Origin of the sequence: Geobacillus jurassicus NBRC 107829, from assembly GCF_001544315.1 — a bacterium.
GTDB lineage: Bacteria > Bacillota > Bacilli > Bacillales > Anoxybacillaceae > Geobacillus > Geobacillus jurassicus.
Genome location: NZ_BCQG01000017.1, coordinates 22,155 through 41,758 on the forward strand (window position 1 = coordinate 22,155; position 19,604 = coordinate 41,758).

General features: G+C 55.7%; 20 protein-coding genes. All 20 read right to left on the bottom strand.

Annotation, left to right across the window (positions count from 1 at the left end; translation table 11 throughout):
• Window positions 1-6: 6 nt before the first annotated feature.
• The 20 genes from GJ1_RS06365 to flhA all read right to left on the bottom strand — a co-directional run bounded on the left by GJ1_RS06365 (window position 7) and on the right by flhA (window position 19,593).
• A complete protein-coding gene (locus GJ1_RS06365) occupies window positions 7-1,713 on the bottom strand; it encodes a proline--tRNA ligase (protein WP_066230023.1) in 1,707 nt (568 codons plus the stop codon).
• Window positions 1,714-1,736: 23 nt separating this feature from the next.
• Window positions 1,737-3,002 carry an RIP metalloprotease RseP gene (gene rseP, locus GJ1_RS06370; RefSeq protein ID WP_174520101.1) on the bottom strand — a complete coding sequence of 422 codons (1,266 nt, stop codon included), beginning with the start codon at window positions 3,000-3,002 and terminating at the stop codon, window positions 1,737-1,739.
• Window positions 3,003-3,004: 2 nt separating this feature from the next.
• On the bottom strand, window positions 3,005-4,153 hold the full coding sequence (gene dxr, locus GJ1_RS06375; protein WP_066230028.1) for a 1-deoxy-D-xylulose-5-phosphate reductoisomerase: 1,149 nt from the start codon (window positions 4,151-4,153) through the stop codon (window positions 3,005-3,007).
• A gap of 20 nt (window positions 4,154-4,173) precedes the next feature.
• Complete coding sequence (locus GJ1_RS06380; RefSeq protein ID WP_066230030.1) at window positions 4,174-4,968, bottom strand: phosphatidate cytidylyltransferase; 795 nt, start codon at window positions 4,966-4,968, stop codon at window positions 4,174-4,176.
• Entirely contained in the window at window positions 4,965-5,738 is a 774-nt protein-coding gene (gene uppS, locus GJ1_RS06385) for an undecaprenyl pyrophosphate synthase (RefSeq protein ID WP_066230033.1), read from the bottom strand. The genes GJ1_RS06380 and uppS overlap by 4 nt, the downstream gene beginning before the upstream one ends.
• Before the next feature lie 82 nt (window positions 5,739-5,820).
• Window positions 5,821-6,378 carry a ribosome recycling factor gene (frr, locus tag GJ1_RS06390; protein WP_011230752.1) on the bottom strand — a complete coding sequence of 186 codons (558 nt, stop codon included), beginning with the start codon at window positions 6,376-6,378 and terminating at the stop codon, window positions 5,821-5,823.
• 2 nt (window positions 6,379-6,380) lie between these two features.
• Complete coding sequence (gene pyrH / locus GJ1_RS06395) at window positions 6,381-7,103, bottom strand: UMP kinase (RefSeq protein ID WP_066230035.1); 723 nt, start codon at window positions 7,101-7,103, stop codon at window positions 6,381-6,383.
• Between the two features lie 74 nt (window positions 7,104-7,177).
• Window positions 7,178-8,062 (bottom strand): translation elongation factor Ts, encoded by an 885-nt coding sequence (gene tsf, locus GJ1_RS06400; RefSeq protein WP_066230038.1) that lies wholly within the window; start codon window positions 8,060-8,062, stop codon window positions 7,178-7,180.
• A 158-nt stretch (window positions 8,063-8,220) separates the two neighbouring features.
• On the bottom strand, window positions 8,221-8,928 hold the full coding sequence (gene rpsB / locus GJ1_RS06405) for a 30S ribosomal protein S2 (protein ID WP_066230040.1): 708 nt from the start codon (window positions 8,926-8,928) through the stop codon (window positions 8,221-8,223).
• Window positions 8,929-9,089: 161 nt separating this feature from the next.
• Entirely contained in the window at window positions 9,090-9,740 is a 651-nt protein-coding gene (locus tag GJ1_RS06410; RefSeq protein WP_066230149.1) for a hypothetical protein, read from the bottom strand.
• An 8-nt stretch (window positions 9,741-9,748) separates the two neighbouring features.
• The gene (locus GJ1_RS06415) at window positions 9,749-9,994 is read right to left on the bottom strand and encodes a hypothetical protein (RefSeq protein ID WP_066230043.1); all 246 of its coding nucleotides are present in this window, start codon (window positions 9,992-9,994) and stop codon (window positions 9,749-9,751) included.
• 19 nt (window positions 9,995-10,013) lie between these two features.
• Complete coding sequence (locus tag GJ1_RS06420) at window positions 10,014-10,769, bottom strand: FliA/WhiG family RNA polymerase sigma factor (RefSeq protein ID WP_066230046.1); 756 nt, start codon at window positions 10,767-10,769, stop codon at window positions 10,014-10,016.
• A 38-nt stretch (window positions 10,770-10,807) separates the two neighbouring features.
• Entirely contained in the window at window positions 10,808-11,302 is a 495-nt protein-coding gene (locus GJ1_RS06425) for a chemotaxis protein CheD (RefSeq protein WP_066230049.1), read from the bottom strand.
• The gene (locus tag GJ1_RS06430; protein WP_066230052.1) at window positions 11,299-11,931 is read right to left on the bottom strand and encodes a chemotaxis protein CheC; all 633 of its coding nucleotides are present in this window, start codon (window positions 11,929-11,931) and stop codon (window positions 11,299-11,301) included. Before GJ1_RS06430 ends, GJ1_RS06425 begins: the two co-directional genes overlap by 4 nt.
• Window positions 11,932-11,953: 22 nt before the next feature.
• A complete protein-coding gene (locus GJ1_RS06435; protein ID WP_066230055.1) occupies window positions 11,954-12,391 on the bottom strand; it encodes a chemotaxis protein CheW in 438 nt (145 codons plus the stop codon).
• Between the two features lie 84 nt (window positions 12,392-12,475).
• The gene (locus GJ1_RS06440) at window positions 12,476-14,476 is read right to left on the bottom strand and encodes a chemotaxis protein CheA (protein ID WP_066230057.1); all 2,001 of its coding nucleotides are present in this window, start codon (window positions 14,474-14,476) and stop codon (window positions 12,476-12,478) included.
• Between the two features lie 12 nt (window positions 14,477-14,488).
• Window positions 14,489-15,538 (bottom strand): protein-glutamate methylesterase/protein-glutamine glutaminase, encoded by a 1,050-nt coding sequence (locus GJ1_RS06445; protein ID WP_066230060.1) that lies wholly within the window; start codon window positions 15,536-15,538, stop codon window positions 14,489-14,491.
• Between the two features lie 10 nt (window positions 15,539-15,548).
• Window positions 15,549-16,415, bottom strand: a complete 867-nt coding sequence (locus GJ1_RS06450; RefSeq protein WP_066230063.1) for a MinD/ParA family protein — start codon at window positions 16,413-16,415, stop codon at window positions 15,549-15,551.
• The gene (gene flhF, locus GJ1_RS06455) at window positions 16,409-17,551 is read right to left on the bottom strand and encodes a flagellar biosynthesis GTPase FlhF (protein WP_066230065.1); all 1,143 of its coding nucleotides are present in this window, start codon (window positions 17,549-17,551) and stop codon (window positions 16,409-16,411) included. The genes GJ1_RS06450 and flhF overlap by 7 nt, the downstream gene beginning before the upstream one ends.
• A complete protein-coding gene (flhA, locus tag GJ1_RS06460) occupies window positions 17,548-19,593 on the bottom strand; it encodes a flagellar biosynthesis protein FlhA (RefSeq protein WP_066230068.1) in 2,046 nt (681 codons plus the stop codon). The genes flhF and flhA overlap by 4 nt, the downstream gene beginning before the upstream one ends.
• Between the last annotated feature and the right edge of the window lie 11 nt (window positions 19,594-19,604).

A 19,604-nucleotide genomic window follows, 5' to 3' on the forward strand; every position in this document is an offset into this window, starting at 1 on the left:
CGCTTATCACTGTAGTTGCAAGAGGCGGCGCACCGTATCGGCAAGTTCGCCAACCGCAACGTCCAACGTCTCACCTGTTTTCCGCACTTTCACTTCCACAACGCCTTCGCCGGCCCGCTTGCCGACGGTGACGCGGATCGGAATGCCGATCAAATCGCTGTCAGCAAACTTCACCCCGGCCCGCTCCGGACGGTCATCATACAACACTTCAAACCCAGCCTGTCCGAGCTTTTCATACCACTCTTCCGCCAACGCGCGCTGTTCGTCGCTTCTTGCGTTCGCTGTCAGCAAATGGACGTGAAACGGCGCGACCGACGCCGGCCATACGAGTCCGTGTTCGTCGGCAAACTGCTCGGCGATCGCCGCCACCAATCTTGACACGCCAATGCCGTAGCAGCCCATGATCATCGTCTTCGTTTGGCCGTTTTCATCCAAATAAGCGGCGTTCATCGCTTCGCTATACTTCGTGCCAAGCTTAAACACATGCCCGACTTCAATGCCGCGGGCGAAGCGGATCGTCCCTTTGCCGTCCGGAGACGGATCGCCTTCTTTTACGAAGCGCAAATCAGCGTATTGGCTGACGGCAAAATCGCGGCCCGGATTGACTCCAGTGTAATGGTATCCTTCCTCATTCGCGCCGCAGACGCCATTGACGACCGCAGCAACAGCATGGTCGGCAATGATCGTGACTTCGCCGCTGACGCCGATCGGGCCGAGCGAGCCGATTGGAGCGCTCATCACCTGCTCTGTTTCTTCCGGCGTCGCCAATTCGACGACCGTGGCATCGAGAACGTTTTTCACCTTCACATCATTGGCTTCGTGATCGCCGCGGACGAGAACGAGCACATAGCGGCCATCAACGCGGAACAAGAGCGACTTGATGCAACGCTCCGGCGATACTTGCAAATACGCCGTGACTTCGGAGATCGTTTTTTGTCCCGGCGTTGCCACTTTTTTCAACTCAGCCAATGGCTCATCGCTTTTTTCATACGTGGCCACGACCGGCGCCATCTCGATGTTGGCAGCGTAGTCGGACGCATCGGAGTAAGCGATCGTATCTTCGCCGATCTCAGAAAGCACCATAAACTCATGCGTATCTTTGCCGCCGATCGCCCCCGAATCGGCGATGACAGCGCGGAAATTCAATCCGCAGCGGCGGAAAATGTTCGCATACGCCTCATACATGTGGTTGTACGTTTCATCCAAACTTTCTTTTGACGTATGGAACGAGTAGGCGTCTTTCATAATGAACTCGCGGCCGCGCAACAGCCCAAAACGCGGGCGCTTTTCATCGCGGAATTTCGTTTGGATTTGATACAAGATCAGCGGCAGCCGCTTGTACGTTTTCACCTCATCGCGAACGATCGCCGTGATCATTTCTTCATGCGTCGGCCCAAGGGCGAAATCGCGCTCATGCCGATCTTTGAGGCGCATCAGCTCCGGCCCGTACGAGTACCAACGGCCGGACTGTTGCCAAAGCTCAGCCGGCTGCAAGGCCGGCATGAGGAGCTCCATTGCTCCAATGCGATTCATTTCCTCGCGGATGATAGATTCCACTTTTTGTAAAACACGCTGCCCAAGCGGCAAAAACGTGTAGACGCCGCTTGCGCTTTGGCGAATGAAGCCGGCCCGCAGCAGAAGCTGATGGCTTTTCACTTCCGCGTCCGCCGGCACTTCACGCAACGTCGGAATAAACGCTTGACTTTGTCTCATCCATTAGCCACCTCGTTTTCTCTCTATAGGAAAAATTTTTGAATGTCGTTCCATGTCACAACGAGCATGAGCAGCATCAGCAAGGCGAAGCCGATAAAATGGACCATTCCTTCTTTTTGCCGGTCGACTGGCTTGCCGCGCACCGCTTCAATGGCGAAAAAGAGGAGCCGCCCGCCGTCTAACGCCGGCAATGGCAACAAGTTGACAATCCCAAGGTTGATGCTTAAAATTGCGCCCCATTTCATCAAATAGTAGATCCCGGATTCAGCGACTTTACCGGTCGATACGGCGATGCCGACCGGGCCGGACAGCATGTCAAGCTGAAACTGGCCGGTGATCAATTGGCCGAGCCCCGTTACAATTTCCCGCGTCCAGTAGTACGTCTCAACCAGCCCTTGCTTGATCGAGCCAAACACCGATTTTTCCATCGGCTGATAGACGCCGATCAAGCCGATCGTCTCCCCTTGCACCGTTTTCGCTTCAGGGGTGACCGTCACACTTAGTTCTTTCCCATTCCGCTCAATTTGAAACTGAAGCGGCTCTCCCGGATGGGCGCGAATCGTGTTGACGATTTCCGTCCACGTTTCCATCCGTTCGCCGTTAATGGCGATCACCTCATCCCCTTGCTTCAAGCCGGCGGCGCGCGCCGCCCCTTCCGGCGTCAGCTCGCCGATGATCGGCTTGTCGACTGGGTAGCCTTGCAAAAGGCCGATGATAATAAAAATGACGAGCGCCAAGAGAAAGTTGGCGAGCGGTCCGGCCAAAATCGTCATCGTCCGCTGTCCGAGCGTTTTTGCCACAAATTGACGATGGTATGGGGCGATTTGAATTTCTTGGCGATCGACGACGAAAAACGACGGTTCTTTGACCGCAAACCGCTCGAACCGCTCGCCGTCCGTATAGCCGGTCACATACATGCCGTGCTCCAAATCGGCATCCTCTATTTCCACGACGCGGGCGTTCGGATAATCGTCCTTATGGTTGAGAACGATTTTTTCCACTTGGCCGCTGCCATCAAGCAACAAGCCGACGACTTGCCCCCGCTTCAATTCAATCGTCTCCGGGTCTTCGCCGGCCATGCGGACGAAGCCGCCAAGCGGGAGAAGGCGGATCGTGTACACCGTTTCATTTTTCTTGAATGAAAACACCTTCGGCCCGAAGCCGATGGCAAATTCTCGGCAAAGAATGCCCGCCCGTTTTGCTAGCAGCAAGTGGCCGAGCTCGTGAAAAAAGACGAGGGCACCAAAGACGACGATAAACGAAATGATCGATTCCAACGTTTCAACCACCTTTATGATAGTAGTGAGCGAACGTAGGCGCGCGCGTCCGCATCGATTTCGCGAATGTCCTCAAGCTGCGGATCATCTACCGGCCGATGGCGTTCGAGGGCGCGTTCAATCCACTCCTCGATGGCCAAAAACGGAATCCGTCCGGCTAAAAACGCCGCCACCGCCTCTTCATTGGCCGCATTCAACACCGTCGGCAGCGAGCCGCCTCGCTTGCCGGCCTCATAGGCAAGCCGCAAACAGCGATAACGGTCAAAATCAACCGGAGCGAAATGGAGCGCCCCAAGCGAGGCCAAATCAAGCGGCTTGGCGGATGGAAGCGGCAGACGCTTTGGATACGCCAAAGCATATTGGATTGGAACGCGCATATCCGGCGTGCCGAGCTGCGCCAACACACTTGTGTCGCGAAACGCAACGAGCGAATGGATGATGCTTTCGCGGTGCAAAACAACCTCGATCCGCTCATATGGCAGCCCGAACAGCCAATGAGCCTCAATGACCTCAAACCCTTTGTTCATCATGGTCGCCGAATCAATCGTAATTTTGGCCCCCATCGACCAGTTTGGATGGCGAAGCGCCTCCTCGACCGTCACATGTGCAAGCTCTGCGCGCGTCTTGTCGCGGAAGCTGCCGCCGGAAGCGGTCAGAATGAGTTTGTCAACTTGTTCAATCTTTTCCCCTTGCAGGCATTGAAAAATAGCGGAATGTTCGCTGTCAACCGGCAACAGCGGCACGCCGCGCCGCTTGGCCTCCGCCATGACAAGATGTCCGGCAACAACGAGCGTCTCTTTGTTGGCGAGAGCGATTGCCTTTCCCGCCTCAATCGCCTTCAGCGTCGGCACAAGGCCGACGCTGCCGACAACGGCGGTGACGACAACATCGGCTTGTGGGCAAACCGCCGCTTCAATCAATCCTTCTTCCCCGTACACGATCGCCGTCCGCCCGCGGTACTCGCGATAGAGCACTTCATACGCATCGCGGTCGGCGACAGCGACGAGACGGGGTGAAAATTCAGCGATCAGCCGCCTCGCCGCGTCGATATTTTTCCCGACCGATGCGGCGGCCAAGCGGAACTCGTCCGGATGGGCGCGGATGACATCAAGCGCCTGCGTGCCGATCGATCCGCTCGCCCCTAATATACTAATATATTTCAATCGTTTCACTCCTCACCCGCTTATCTTGCAATGTCAAGCAGTATGTACAACAGCGGCAGCACGAACAACAAGCTGTCAAACCGGTCTAAAATGCCGCCATGCCCCGGCAAAATCGCCCCGGAATCTTTCACGCCGTAATGGCGCTTAAATGCCGATTCGATTAAATCGCCGAGCTGGCCGAACGCCGACAGCAGCAACGCGACGCCAAGTGCGGCCGCCAAACTGGCAAACGGCGCCGCCGCCCACTCGTAAATCGCGGCGACAACAACGGCGGAAACGATGCCGCCGATGGCGCCTTCCATCGTTTTTTTCGGGCTGATCTCCGGCCATAGCTTGCGCCGGCCAAAGGCGCGGCCGAAGAAATACGCCCCGATGTCGGTCGCCCAAATAACAAACAAGGCATAAACGAAATACGCCAAGCCGACCAAACGAACCGCGCCAAAACAGAAAAACCCCACGCCGACATAGACAACCGCCAAAACGACAAACGCTGCCTCATCGAACGTCAGTGCATTTTTCGTCACGACCGTGCCGACAAGCAACAAAAAAGCCAAAGCGGCGATCACGCCAAACTTGACGGCCCCGGACGCCAACCACTCGCTGCCGTAACGGGCGGGAACGAGCAGCAGCCAAAGGGCGATCAATCCAGCCGCCCCGGCAAACGACAACAGGCTCATCCCTTTCATCCGCAACAGTTCAAACAGCCCGACCGTGGCCAATATATATGTTACTATTATAAACGGAAATCCGCCAAAAATAACAATCGGCAAAAAGAGCGCCGCCGCTATGACTCCGGTGATGATTCGCTGCTTCATCGCGCTGACACTCCTCCAAATCGGCGGTCGCGCCGCTGGTAAGCGGCAATCGCCTCTAAGAAATGTTGCTCAGTAAAATCCGGCCATAACACATCCGTAAACCAAAGCTCCGTATACGCCAACTGCCAAAGCATGAAATTGCTTAAGCGAATCTCCCCGCTCGTGCGAATGAGCAAATCGGGGTCGGCGAGCCCGCTCGTCATCAAGTACGACGAAATGAGCGGTTCGGTGATGTCTTCCGGCGCCAGCGCCCCGCGTTCGACGTCTTTGGCGATTTGCTGGACGGCGGCGGTGATTTCCGACCGGCTGCCATAATTGAGGGCAAAATTCAAAACGAGCCCAGTGTTGTCGCTTGTTTCCTCGACGGCTTTCTCAACCGCCCGGCGCGTATAATCAGGCAACGCCTCCGTATGGCCGATCACTTGCACTTTGACATTTTCAGCAATGAGCTCGGGAAGAAACGTCGTCAAAAACTGCTCCGGCAGCTTCATTAAATAATCGACTTCGCTTTTCGGCCGCTTCCAATTTTCCGTGGAAAACGCGTAAAGCGACAAAATTCGAATTCCCAGCTCGTTCGCAAAACGAGTGATTTTGCGCACAACCTGCATGCCTTCGTAATGGCCGGCCGCCCTCGGCAACGCCCGCTTTTTCGCCCACCTTCCGTTCCCATCCATAATGATGGCGACATGGCTTGGGATCGGATGCCTGAGCACCTCTTCCTTCGTCACCGGGACGTCTATCTCTTTCGTTTTTCGCATTTTATTGAACATACGAGTCCTCCGCGAACGTGTTTTGCCTTTCCATTATAGCAAAAAAACCCTCCATCAACATAGAGGGTTTGCATCGTTTTGCCTATACTTCCATGACTTCTTTTTCTTTCTCTTTTGTGATGGCATCGATTTTGGCGATATGGTCATCGGTCAGCTTTTGCACTTCATCCGTGTAGCTGCGGAGTTCGTCTTCGGTAATCTCGCCGTTTTTCTCGAGCTTTTTCAATTCATCGTTTGCATCGCGGCGAATGTTGCGCACGGCGACTTTCGCGTCTTCTGAATACTTTTTAACAAGCTTCGCCAGCTCGCGGCGTCGTTCCTCTGTGAGCGGCGGGATGACAAGGCGGATGACCGATCCATCATTCGACGGCGTCAGCCCTAAATCCGATGCTAAAATGGCTTTTTCCATTTCTTTGATGGCCGATTTGTCATACGGCTGAATGACGAGCAGGCGCGCTTCCGGCACACTGATGGAAGCCAGCTGGTTGATCGGCGTCGGCACGCCGTAATAATCAACGGTCACTTTTTCAAGCAGCCCTGCGTTCGCCCGGCCGGCGCGAATGCTTGCCAGCTCGCGGGTGAACGCTTGCACTGCTTTGTCCATTTTTTCTTTCGCCTGTTGGATCACTTGCTTTGCCATCGTTATTTCCCCCTTACGATCGTTCCGATGTTTTCGCCTAACACTGCGCGTTTAATGTTCCCTTCTTCCATAATCGAGAAGACAATGAGCGGAATGTCGTTGTCCATGCAAAGCGAGGAAGCGGTCGAGTCCATGACGCCGAGCCCTTGCTTGATGACATCCAAATACGACAGCTCATCGTATTTGACCGCGTTGGCATCAACGTTTGGATCAGCGCTGTAGACGCCGTCGACATTGTTTTTTGCCATTAAAATGACGTCCGCCTCAATTTCCGCCGCCCTAAGCGCCGCGGTCGTGTCGGTGGAGAAGTACGGGTTGCCTGTGCCGGCGGCGAAAATGACAACCCGCTTTTTCTCAAGATGGCGAATCGCCCGGCGGCGAATGTACGGCTCGGCCACCTGCCGCATTTCAATCGACGTCTGCACCCGCGTTTCCACGCCAAGCTGCTCAAGGCTGTCCTGCAAGGCGAGGGCGTTCATCACCGTCGCCAACATGCCCATGTAATCGGCCGTCGCCCGGTCCATGCCCATTTCGCTTCCCGTTTTTCCGCGCCAAATGTTGCCGCCGCCGACGACGATGGCGACCTCGACGCCCAGTTCAGCGACTTCCTTCACTTGTTTGGCGATCGACTGGATGACCGCCGGATGAATGCCAAATCCTTGCTTCCCGGCAAGCGCTTCTCCGCTCAACTTTAACACGACGCGTTTGTATTTTGGTTGTTCCATGTCAAACCTCCATGATGCGAATGCGAATCACTTTGAAAAACAGGGAACACGCGCGTGTTCCCTGTTGCGGTCCGTCATTGTTTTCTGACTTGGCTCATGACTTCTTCAGCAAAATTGTCTTGGCGCTTTTCGAGCCCTTCGCCAACTTCGTAACGGATGAACTGCTTGACTGTTGCTCCGTTCGCTTCGACGTATTGGCGCACCGTCACATCCGGGTTTTTCACGAACGCTTGCTCGAGCAGGCAGACGTCTTCGTAAAACTTGTTCAGCCGGCCTTCGACCATTTTTTCAACGATTTTTTCCGGCTTGCCTTCGTTTAACGCTTGCTGCTTCAACACTTCGCGCTCATGCGCAATTTCTTCCTGCGGCACGTCGTCGCGCGAGACGTATTTCGGATGAAGCGCCGCAATGTGCATGGCGACATCTTTGGCGACATCTTCACTCGCATTGCCGGCTAATAACGTTAATACGCCGATGCGCCCGCCCATGTGCAAGTACGCGCCGAACGTTTCGCCATCCGCTTTGTTGACGACGGCAAAGCGGCGAAGCGTGATTTTTTCGCCGATTTTCGCGATGGCGGCGTTAATGTAATCTTGGACGGTCGAGCCGTTGTCCATCGTTTGACCGAGCGCTTCGTCAAGCGACGCCGGTTTTTGTTTCAGCAAGTGGGCGGCCAGCTCTTTCACCAACGTTTGGAACGATTCGTTTTTCGCAACGAAGTCCGTTTCCGAGTTCACTTCCAAAATGACAGCGGTATTGCCTTCCACAGCGATGTACGCCATTCCTTCGGCCGCGATGCGGTCCGCTTTTTTCGCCGCTTTGGCGATCCCTTTTTCGCGCAGCCAGTCGATCGCCTTTTCCATGTCACCGTTCGTTTCGGTGAGCGCCTTTTTGCAGTCCATCATGCCTGCGCCTGTTTTTTCGCGCAGTTCTTTCACCATTTGTGCTGTAATCGCCATAAAAAAGTCCTCCTTCTCATTGTCGCATATATGTATCAGTGCCGGCAGCGGCTTCCCGTTTCGCCCTTATTCGTTAGTATAGCCAAAAGTTGCTGATTTCTGTCTCAAAAAAAGGTGATAAAAGGCTTTTCCCCTCTTATCACCTTTCTTGAGCATCGTTACTCTGCCGCGACGGCTGCTTCTTCGCCTTGTTTCGCCTCAAGCACCGCATCGGCGATTTTCGAAGTCAACAACTTGACAGCGCGGATGGCGTCGTCGTTGGCCGGGATGACGTAGTCGATTTCATCTGGATCGCAGTTCGTGTCGACGATGCCGATGATCGGGATGTTCAACTTGCGCGCTTCCGCCACTGCAATCCGCTCTTTGCGCGGGTCAATGACAAACAGCGCATCCGGCAGCTCTTTCATGTCTTTAATGCCGCCCAAAAACTTCTCGAGCCGCTCTTTTTCTTTTTTCAAGCCGATGACTTCTTTTTTCGGCAGAACGTCAAATACGCCGTCTTCTTCCATTTTTTCAATTTCACGCAACCGTTTGATTCGTTTTTGGATCGTGGCGAAGTTCGTCAGCGTGCCGCCAAGCCAGCGTTGGTTGACGTAATACATGCCGCAGCGTTCCGCTTCTTCTTTCACCGACTCTTGCGCTTGTTTTTTCGTGCCGACGAACAAAATTTTGCCGCCGTTCGCCGCCAATTCGCGGACGAAGTTGTATGCTTCCTCGACCTTTTTCACCGTTTTTTGCAAATCGATGATATAGATGCCATTGCGCTCCGTGAAAATGTATTTTTTCATTTTCGGATTCCAACGGCGCGTCTGATGTCCGAAATGGACGCCAGCTTCAAGCAGTTGTTTCATCGAAATAACCGACATGTATGCTCCTCCTGTTTCTTAGTGGTTTTTGATCCTCCGCCTGTTTCATCTTTCAGCAAGACTGGCTGAGCCAGCACCGTTGCTGAAATCAGCAGGCGTGTGTATTCACACCATGAAAAAATATATCACAACTGTCAGCGGCAAATCAAGCTGTTATTTGCCTATCGGTCCGTTTTTGGCGCAAATTTGAGCAACAGCTCGACTTCCGTTTTCCCTTTGCCGAGCTGTTTGGCAATCTCTTCGACCGTCGCCCCTTCCGCATATAGGCGGCGGACGAGCTCACTCGCGCCAGCTGGCTGGGTGAATGAAAGTTCAAGCACATCCTCAACCACTCCGATGTCCGTCACATAATCCGACGCCGCACCGGCCGCTTCGCCGCTATAGCTTTCCTCGATTTTCTTCTGCCGCTCCTGCCTTGTCGAGCCTCCTTCGCCAGCTTCGTCTTCCGGCGTGCGCTCCGCCGCCCGCTTTTCAAACCCGGCAGCATGTTTGCCGCTTCCTGCATCCGGCATAGGCGCCGTTTTTTCTCTGCTCCGCTCCCGGTGCAAACCCGACGCGCCAGCCGCTGCGTTCAGTTGCGCGCCACCTGTTTCCGATGCAGACGGCGGCGAAACGGTCCGGCTGTCAAGTTCAGCCAAAAAGCGCTCGTTTTCTTCCTTCCAGGCGGCGAGATAAGCGGTCATTGCTTCCTCGAGCTCCTCGGCCCGCCGCTCCGCCTCGCCAAGCCTCGATAGGCGGAGGAAAAGCAGAATGATCAGCCAAAACGACAAGGCGTGCAGCAACAAACTAATCGTTAACCAAAATGCCGTCATGATGTTCACTATCCTTGAAGGTCGATCGTTTTTCCTTTATAAGGGTGTCCCCCAAAACGGGACGCCTCCCGCTCGAGGCGGGCACTCGTTCGTTTCTCCGTCACCCGACGGCGCGCACGCTCCGCCCGCTTTTCGCCGGCAGTTGCCATTTGCGCCTGCACCGCATACGAGTGTTGTTGCGTCAAGGCCTGAACCCTTTCCGCATCGGGCGCTTTCGGCATAACGCTTTGCAACGCTGGCAGCTGGATGTCCATCGTTTTTCTTCCTCTCCCCTTATTGCTCTTCCGCAAAAAAGCGGCGCAGTTTCCAAAGCGCTTTCGCGTGAATTTGCGAAATTCTTGATGTCGACAGATGCAAGAGACTCCCGATTTCTGTAAACGTCAGCTCCTCTTTGTAAAACAAACTGATGACGAGCTGTTCTTTTTCATTCAGCTGTGCAATGGCTTCAGCCAGCTTTTCGATCATTTCCTGCTTGACAATTTGCTCCTCGGGAAGCGGAGCGCGGTCGTCGCGAACCGCCAACAGTCCTTCGTCTTCGTCCACAGTCGTCTGCCCGAGCGGCAGCCAATGGGAAAAAAACGTTTCGCTCGCCGCCGCCTGCACTTCCTCTTCCGTCATCCCGAGCTCAGCGGCGATCTCTTTCGCCGTCACCGATCGCATATGCCGCTGTTCGAGCCGCTCGATGGCTTCCTCAATTTTTTTTGCCTTATCGCGCATGCTGCGCGGCAGCCAGTCTTCTTTGCGCAAGCCGTCTAAGATGGCGCCGCGGATGCGGAACGAGGCGTACGTGTCGAACTTCAAATCACGCGATGGATCAAATTTTTCCAACGCATCGTATAAGCCGACGAGTCCAAGGCTGACGAGCTCGTCCTTCGGCACGGAGCTCGGCAGCGTCGCCGAAAGCCGCTGCACGTGGTAGAAAACAAGCGGCATATAGCGCTGCACCAGCTCCTCGGCCGCGCGGCGGTCACGGCCGTTGATCCATTCATCCCAGTATTTCCGTTCTTCTCCTTTTAGCGCGCTTCCCATCATTCTCCCCCTTGCCTTGCGGAAACGGCGCATCTCGGTCATATTTCCTTTATTTCTTGAGCGGCGGTGCGGATGGAGAGCACGCCCGTCTGCGGATTAAATTCGATCGTGCGGCCGCTATGGCCCCCGACATCTTCAGCGACGACCGGAATATGAAGTCGCTCAAGCTGCTTTTTCACTTCCTCCACATTGCGCGCGCCAATGCGCATCATATCGCCAGCTGTCGAAAATGAAAACATTTGTGCCCCGCCGGCCAGCTTCGCTTTCAGCATCCCTTTCCGCCCACCGGCGGCCATGACGAGCTGAGCGAGCGCCTCGACCGCCGTATCGGCGTATTTGGCCGCATTGATGACCCCGCCGCGCGCCATCGAGGAGTGCGGAAGCATGACATGCGCCATGCCGGCAACCGCCTTGCCTGCGTCGTAAATGACGACACCAACGCACGACCCGAGCCCACATGTACGGATGACGTTCGGCGCTATGACGACCTCCATTTCCGCAATGCCGATTTTGACAGCCTGCGCTGTGCTCATAGGCCATCCACACCTAGCGCTCGAAAGATGATGGAAAACGAATCCGGATCAGGAAGAAGAAAGAAATGGCCATTGATGCTTTCATCTGGGCGCCGTTCATCGTAAATGGCCGTGTCAATCAAAATGGCGTAATCGCCGGCGCGCGACAGCTCAAGCAATCCGAACGACAGCACAGCTCCAATCATGTCGATGGCCAATGCCGGCACGGACGGATGCAAGTTGAGCCGCGTAAAGTCAGCCAATGCCGACAAATACGAGCCGGCTAAAATGTTGCCGAGCTCCTGAAGCGCCGAGCAGCCAAGCTCATGGGCTTCTCCTTGAAACGAAAACGAGTCATCGCCAATCATCCGGCGGACGAACCGCTCAGCCTGCTCCGGCGGCAACACGAAAAACATGTTTCCCGGCGCTTCTCCTTCAATGCGCAAATAGACGCACGCCACCACTTGTTCCGGTCCGCCGATCAATTCCATCATTTCGGCAAACGTCGCAATTTGAACGCGCGGCACCGCCATTTCAATTTTTTTGTTCAGCAACATCGACAAAGCCGTCGCCGCGTTGCCGGCGCCGATGTTGCCGATTTCGCGCAAAATGTCAATATGCATCCCCGTCAAGTTGCGAATATCGTCCAATGTCAACGCTCCCCTCCACGGGTTATCGGTCGAGCACTTTCGCCAAATCGAGCAAAATGAGGAGCCGATTCTCCACTTTCGCCACGCCGTCAATGTAACTTGCCTCAACGGAGCCAATTGCCTCTGGCGGCGGTTCGATGCTTTCCGCCGGCAGATCAAGGACATCATTCGCGGCATCGACGATAAGCCCGACTTCAATATCCTCAAAAGCGGCGATAATAATCCGCGTCTGCTCCCCATATGGTTCGGAGGCAAACCCGAACCGCTCGCGCAAATCGATGATCGGCGTCACAACACCGCGCAAGTTGATGACTCCTTTTACATAATGGGCCGTTCCCGGCACACGCGTGATCGGCTGCATTTTCTCGATTGAACGGACATACTGCACCGGCAGAGCATATTCTTCTTCTTTCAGGCGAAACGCAATCACTTTCCAGTCTGCTTGCACACTGGCCATCATCCAATCCTCCCCCTTTTTTTTTCGACATGCCACTGAAAACGGCAGATCAACGCCATAGGCGCCGCCGCACCGACGTGCCATCTCCTACTTCACGAGCGCGTTGCAGTCGATAATCAGCGCCACTCGGCCATCTCCTAAAATCGTCGCCCCCGAAATGGCAAAAACAGAAGATAAATAGTTTCCTAGCGACTTTAACACGACTTCCTGCTGCCCGATAAACGAGTCGACCGCCAGAGCCGCCAGTTTTTCCCCTTTCCGGACGATCACAGCCGCCACCGCATCGCCGTCATCCGTTGCTCCAGGGACAGCGAAGACGTCTTTCAGGCGGACGAGCGACACGATTTTGCCGCGAAAATCGATGACCGGCTGATTGTGGGCGGAGAAAATTTCTTCCTTTTTCACCAGCGCCGTCTCAATGATCGATGACAGCGGAATCGCGTACGTTTCCTCGGCAATTTGGACGAGCAACACGGAAATGATCGACAATGTGAGCGGCAGCTGAATCGAAAAGAGCGACCCTTTTCCAGGCTGCGAATCGACCGAAACGGTGCCGCCGAGCGACTCGATCGTGCTTTTGACGACATCCAAACCGACGCCGCGGCCGGAAATGTCAGAAACTTGCTCAGCTGTCGAAAAGCCGGGAGCGAAAATCAACTCGTAAATTTGCTGATCGTTCAAATGCTCCGCCGCCTGCGGCGAGACAATGCCGCGGCTGATCGCCTTTTTCAGCACCTTCTCCCGGGAAATGCCGGCGCCGTCATCCTCGATTTCAATAAAGACATGGTTGCCGCTATGGTACGCTCGCAATTGAACAGTCCCTTCTTCCGGCTTTCCGCGCGCCGCCCGGACGTCCGGTGCTTCGATGCCGTGGTCGAGCGCATTGCGGATCAAATGGACAAGCGGGTCGCCGATTTCATCAATAACCGTCCGGTCAAGCTCCGTATCCGCTCCGATGATGTCAAGGCGCACCCTTTTGCCGAGCTCGCGGGCGAGCTGGCGCACCATGCGCGGGAAGCGGTTGAACACCGTTTCAACCGGCACCATGCGCATATTTAAAATGATCGTCTGCAAATCGCTCGAGATGCGAGACATCCGCTCAACCGTTTCCGTCAATTCGGCATGGTTGAGTTCGCGGGAAATTTGCTCAAGCCGACCGCGGTCGATGACCAATTCTTCAAATAAGTTCATCAACCGATCGAGCCGTTCAATGTTGACGCGGATCATTTTCGCCGCCTGTTTCACGGTTTGTTTTTCCGGCGCCTCCGCTTCACTCTGCACGGTCGCTGCCTGCTCCATAGCGGCCGGTTGTTGGGGCGCAGCCGTTTTCTCGCTTTCCGCCGACGATTCATCGATCGATAGCATCGACACCTCGACCTCATCAATTTCGGAAATGCCCATCAGCCGCTTTTGCAGCACATCAGCCGACTCCTTGGACACGACCGTAACGAGAAACTCCCGATCAAACTGTTCTTCCTCCAGCATCTCGACCGGCGGCGTTGCCTTCACAATTTCCCCGGCTTCATTCAGCTGTTCAAACACCATATAGACGCGCGCCGCTTTCAACAAGCAGTCATCGCGAAGCCGAACGCGGATTTCGTAGACGGAAAATCCCTGCTCCTTCGCCTGCTCGAGCACGTGGTATTCAAATTCTCCATACGCATGTTCAAGGGGCGGTTGTTCCTTTGCTGCCTGCTTGTTCGGCATCTCCCCTTGCTCGATTCGTTTCAACAGCTCGATTGTTCCCCTTACATCGCGCGTTCCGTCACCGCCTGCAGCGATGGAACTGATCATCGCCTCCAAATGGTCGACGGCTTCAAAAATGACGTCAAGCAATTCCGGAGTGACAGAAAGCCGCCGATTGCGGATGCCATCGAGCACGTTTTCCATTTGGTGCGTCAAATTGGCTAAATCTTCAAACCCCATCGTGGCGGACATGCCTTTCAACGTATGGGCCGAACGGAAAATATCGTTCACCAAAGACATGTCCTCCGGAGTTTTTTCAAGTTCCAACAGCCGCTCGTTGATCGCCTGCAAATGTTCTTTGCTTTCGTCAATAAACAAATCCAAATATTGTCTCATGTCCATGCCGTTTCCCCCTTACTCCCCGATCGATTGAACGATGGCAGCGGCGATGCTGTCAAGCGGCGCGATGACATCAACGACGCCAGCCTCGATCGCCGCTCTTGGCATCCCAAAGACAACGGCTGTCTCGCGCGCTTCCGCGATCGCTTTTGTGTTCCCGCTTTCCTTCAGTTTTTTCACCCCTGCTGTTCCGTCGCTTCCCATTCCGGTCATGATCACCGCGATTTTCCGACATCCGCGAATGGCAGCGAGCGACTCGAACAACACGTCAACAGCTGGACGATGGCCAGCACGCGGCGGCGATTCGTCGAAACGGGCTGTCAGCGCGCCGCCTTCTTCGCGAACGATGAGATGGACGCCGCCTGGCGCGATATAGGCGGTGCCATTCCGCAGCACTTCCCCGTCTTCCGCCTCCTTGACCGTGATCGCGGCGAGCGCATCAAGCCGATTGGCGAGCGATGCCGTAAATCCTTTTGGCATATGTTGGACAGCAACGACGGGAGCGGCTAGATCGGGCGGAAGCTGCGTCAGCACCGTCTCGAGCGCGCGCGGGCCACCGGTGGAAGTGCCGATCGCGACGATCACCTGTTGCGGCCGCGCGGCTGTTTTAAACGGTGGGCGCCAAGGCGGACGTTGGCGGCGCGGGGCAGTCAAGGCGGCCACGTTCGCTTCGCTCGCGTGCAGCACTTTGTGAATCAGCTCGTCCTTCACTTTGTACAAATCAAGCGAAATCGGTCCGGACGGCTTGGCAACAAAGTCGACCGCTCCGTACTGCATAGCGGCGATCGTGTTTTCCGCCCCTTCAGTCGTCGTGCTTGACACCATGACAACCGGCACGGGATGGTCCCGCATGATGCGTTGCAGCGTTTCGAGCCCGTTCATAACCGGCATTTCCACATCAAGCGTCACGACATCCGGCCTTAGGGCGGCGATGTTATCGAGCGCCTCCCGGCCGTTGCGGGCCGTTCCGATGACTTTGAGGCGCGGATGTTCGGACAGAAGGTCGCTGATCCATTTGCGCATAAACGCCGAGTCATCGACGACAAGCACCTTGATCGTCTTCATGATTCCGTCTCTACCTTTCTAGCAAAAGTTGACGCAGCTTCGCAAAAAAGCGGGAAGCCCGCTTCAGCTCTTTTTCTCCTCCCAACGCGTAGCGGCATGCCATTTGGCGCACGGCTTGGCTCGCCTTCGCCGCCGGATCAAAGAGAACAAACGGCGTTTGCCGAACAACACAGCGTGCGACAGTCCGGTCTTCGGGAACGACGCCAAGCAAGGCGATGTCTTTATGGAAAAACCGGCTGGCGGCATGTTGCAGGCGCGAAAAGACGCCATATCCTTCCCGCTCGTTGCCGGCGCGGTTGACGATGACGGAAAATGGCGCCTCGCTGCCGGCGGTGTGCATATATTTCATCATGGCGTACGCATCCGTCATCGCGGTCGGCTCCGGCGTCGTGACGATAAACACATCGTCGACGGACTTTAAAAAATACAATCGTTCTTCTGAGGCGCCCGCCCCCATATCGAAAATGAGATAATCATATCGCGACGCCAACGTCTGCAGCTCGGCCAACAAATAGTCGACAGCAGCTCGGTCGACCGTCAGCCATTGCGCCACGCCCGTCCCTCCAGCGATATACGATAGATGCTCCGGTCCGCTTTTTACCAGCTCTGCGAGCGGCAGCCGCGCAGAAAACCAATCCGCCAACGTCAATGGCGACGACTGGCCGAGCAAAATGTCGATGTTGCCCATGCCGATGTCCATATCAAGCAGCAAGACGCGAAACCCAAGCTTTGAGAGCGACAACGAAAAATTGAGTGAAAGGTTTGACTTGCCGACTCCGCCTTTCCCGCTCGTCACCGCGATGGTCCGCGGCCCCGCCGCCGGCTGGCGCCGGCGGCCCAGCTCATAGCGCAGCCGCTCCGCCTGATCGCTCACCATTGCTCCACCCCAAACAGCAAATGAACGAGCCGGTCAACGGACGCTTCCACCATGTCGTCCGGCACGTTTTGCCCGTTCGTGAAATAGGCGGCGGCAAGGCGGCTGTCAAGCAACACATTGACGATCGCTCCGAACGAGTCGGTCTCATCAAGCTTCGTCACGATCAGCCGATCGATCGGCAGGCGGGAAAAGTGGTTGTAAATCGTTTTCATATCGTCATACTTTCCGGTGGCAGCGAACACAAGAAACGTTTCCGTCTCGCCGTCGAACTCGAGCGTTTGTTGCAGTTCATCAACGTATTGCGGGTTGCGGAAGTTGCGGCCCGCCGTGTCGACAAACACGAGATCGCAGCCGGCCAACTTCCGCTTCGCCGTCCGAAAATCGTCGGCATTGTAGCATACTTCCAACGGGGCGGACAAAATGTCGGCGTACGTCTTCAACTGGTCGATGGCGGCAATCCGGTACGTGTCCGTCGTGATGAATCCAACTTTTTTCCCTTTCTCAAGCACGGCGCGCCCCGCCATTTTGGCGAGCGTCGTCGTTTTTCCAACTCCGGTCGGACCGAGCAAAATCATATACTTTTTTTGCTCCGCCGTTTTGACAAACGGAAGCGCCGACAACAGTTCGCGCACCGCTTCTTTCGCCCAGACGGCGACCATAGCGGGCGACCGGCCGTCTTTGTCGGCATACCACCGTTCAAGCAGGCGATCCATCACTTGGCGGACGTACACATCCGCCATCCCTTGCCGAACGAGGCGCCGTTCCGCTTCCGCAAGCGGCGGAGGGTAAAGCAGCGAAGACGAGCGGGCGTTGAACTGACGGATGAGCGCCTTGACTTCCTCGAGTTCACTGGCAAGCGAGCCGTCTTCCTCCCGCTCGGCCGCCGGCAAAGGGGCAAAGGACGCGGCGGCACCTGGCTGACGCGTCAAAGACGCGGCGGCATCTGGCTGGCGCGGCGGCAGTGGATCCGGATCGACGCCGGCCAACACTTCGATCTTTTTTTTCGCAAACAGACCGAAAAATCCGCCGGTCTGCACGACTTTCGAGTGCAAAATGACGGCGTCGCGGCCGAGCTCGGCGCGAACCATTTTCATCGCTTCGTTCATGGACGGAGCGACAAATTTTTTCACTTTCATTCGATTTCCACCATCCCCACGCTTTGAACTTCGACATCCGCTTCAAGCTCGTTGTACGAAAGCACCGGAACAGTCGGAAAATGGCGCTCGGTCAGCTGGCGGACGTACATGCGCACCGCCGGGGAGCAGAGCAAAATCGGCGTCTGGCCGGCGAACGGATAGCGTTCAAGCGCCGCGGCGACCGCTTCCACAAACGCCTGCGCCCGCGCCGGATCGAGCGCCAAATAGCGGCCATGCTCTGTTTGCTGCACGGCGTCGGCGATCGTTTTTTCCGCCCTGCCCGACAGCGTAATGACGCGAAGCGGCTCGCCCGGCACGGCGTACTGCGAGGTGATTTGCCGCGCCAACGCTTGGCGGACGTATTCCGTCAGCAAGTCGGTGTCGCTGGTCAGGCGGGCAAAATCGGCGAGCGCCTCAAAAATGAGCGGCAAATTGCGGATCGACACTTTCTCTTTCAACAGCTTGGCGAGCACTTTTTGCACGTCGCCGACAGACAGCGGATTCGGCGTCACATCGTCGACAAGCACCGGATACGATTCTTTTAAATGATCGATCAGCTGCTTCGTTTCCTGGCGCCCCAGCAGTTCGTGGGCATGGGCTTTCAGCACCTCCGTCAAGTGTGTTGAGACGACCGATGGCGGGTCGACGACCGTATAGCCGAGCATTTCCGCCCGGTCTTTTGCCGCCTCGGAAATCCATTTCGCCGGCAGACCAAACGCCGGCTCGATGGTGTCAATGCCATCAATCGAATCGTCGTCAACTCCGGGGCTCATCGCCAAATAATGGTCAAGCAGCAACTCGCCGCGCGCCACTTCCTCGCCTTTCACTTTGATCCGGTATTCATTCGGCTGCAGCTGAATGTTGTCGCGGATGCGCACGACCGGGATGACGATGCCGAGCTCGAGCGCGAGCTGACGACGGATCATGACGATCCGGTCAAGCAAATCGCCGCCTTGATTGGCGTCAGCGAGCGGAATGAGCGCATAGCCGAACTCAAATTCAATCGGATCGATGTGCAACAGCTGAATGACGCTTTCCGGGCTTTTCAATTCGTCGGCGGCTGCCATCTCCTCTTCCGGGCCGGCCAATGCCGCTTCTTCTTGCTTTTGCCGCTCGATAAATCGGTAGCCGCCAAGCGCCAACAGCCCCGCAATCGGCATTGTCAACAAATCGTTGATCGGCGTAAACAAGCCGAGCAGGAAAATCGTCCCTGCCGTGACGTACAACATTTTCGGAAAAGCGAACAGCTGGCGCATAATATCGCCGCTTAAGTTGCTGTCTGACGCCGCTCGGGTGACGATGATGCCGGTCGCCGTGGAAATCAACAGCGCCGGAATTTGGCTGACGATTCCGTCGCCGACCGTCAAAAGCGTGTAACGCTTCGCCGCCTCGGCTGCATCCATCCCTTGCTCGACGACGCCGATCACCATGCCAAACAGCATGTTGATAACGACAATAATGATGCCCGCGATGGCATCGCCTTTAACGAACTTGCTCGCCCCATCCATCGCGCCGTAAAAGTCCGCTTCTTGGGCGATTTTTTCCCGCCGCTTGCGGGCTTCTTGCTCCGAAATCATGCCGGCGTTTAAATCGGCGTCAATGCTCATCTGTTTGCCCGGCATCGCATCGAGCGTAAAGCGGGCCGCCACTTCAGAGACGCGCTCCGCCCCTTTTGTGATGACAACAAACTGGATAATGACCAAAATCAAAAACACGACAAACCCGACAACCACATCGCCGCCGACGACGAACGTCCCGAACGTCTCGACGACGCCGCCCGCCTCTCCTTTGCTCAAAATCGAGCGAGTCGTCGACACGTTCAACCCTAATCGGAACAGCGTCAGCACTAAAAGCAATGACGGAAAAATGGAAAATTCAAGCGGCTCTTTCGTGTTCATCGCCGTCAACAGCACGAGCAAAGCAAGTGAAATATTGATAATAATCAATATACTCAGCAGCCACGTCGGCAGTGGAATGACGAGCATGGCGACGATGAGCACGACAAGAAACAGTACGGATAAATCTTTCATTTGCGCTTGCATTGTTTTCTCTC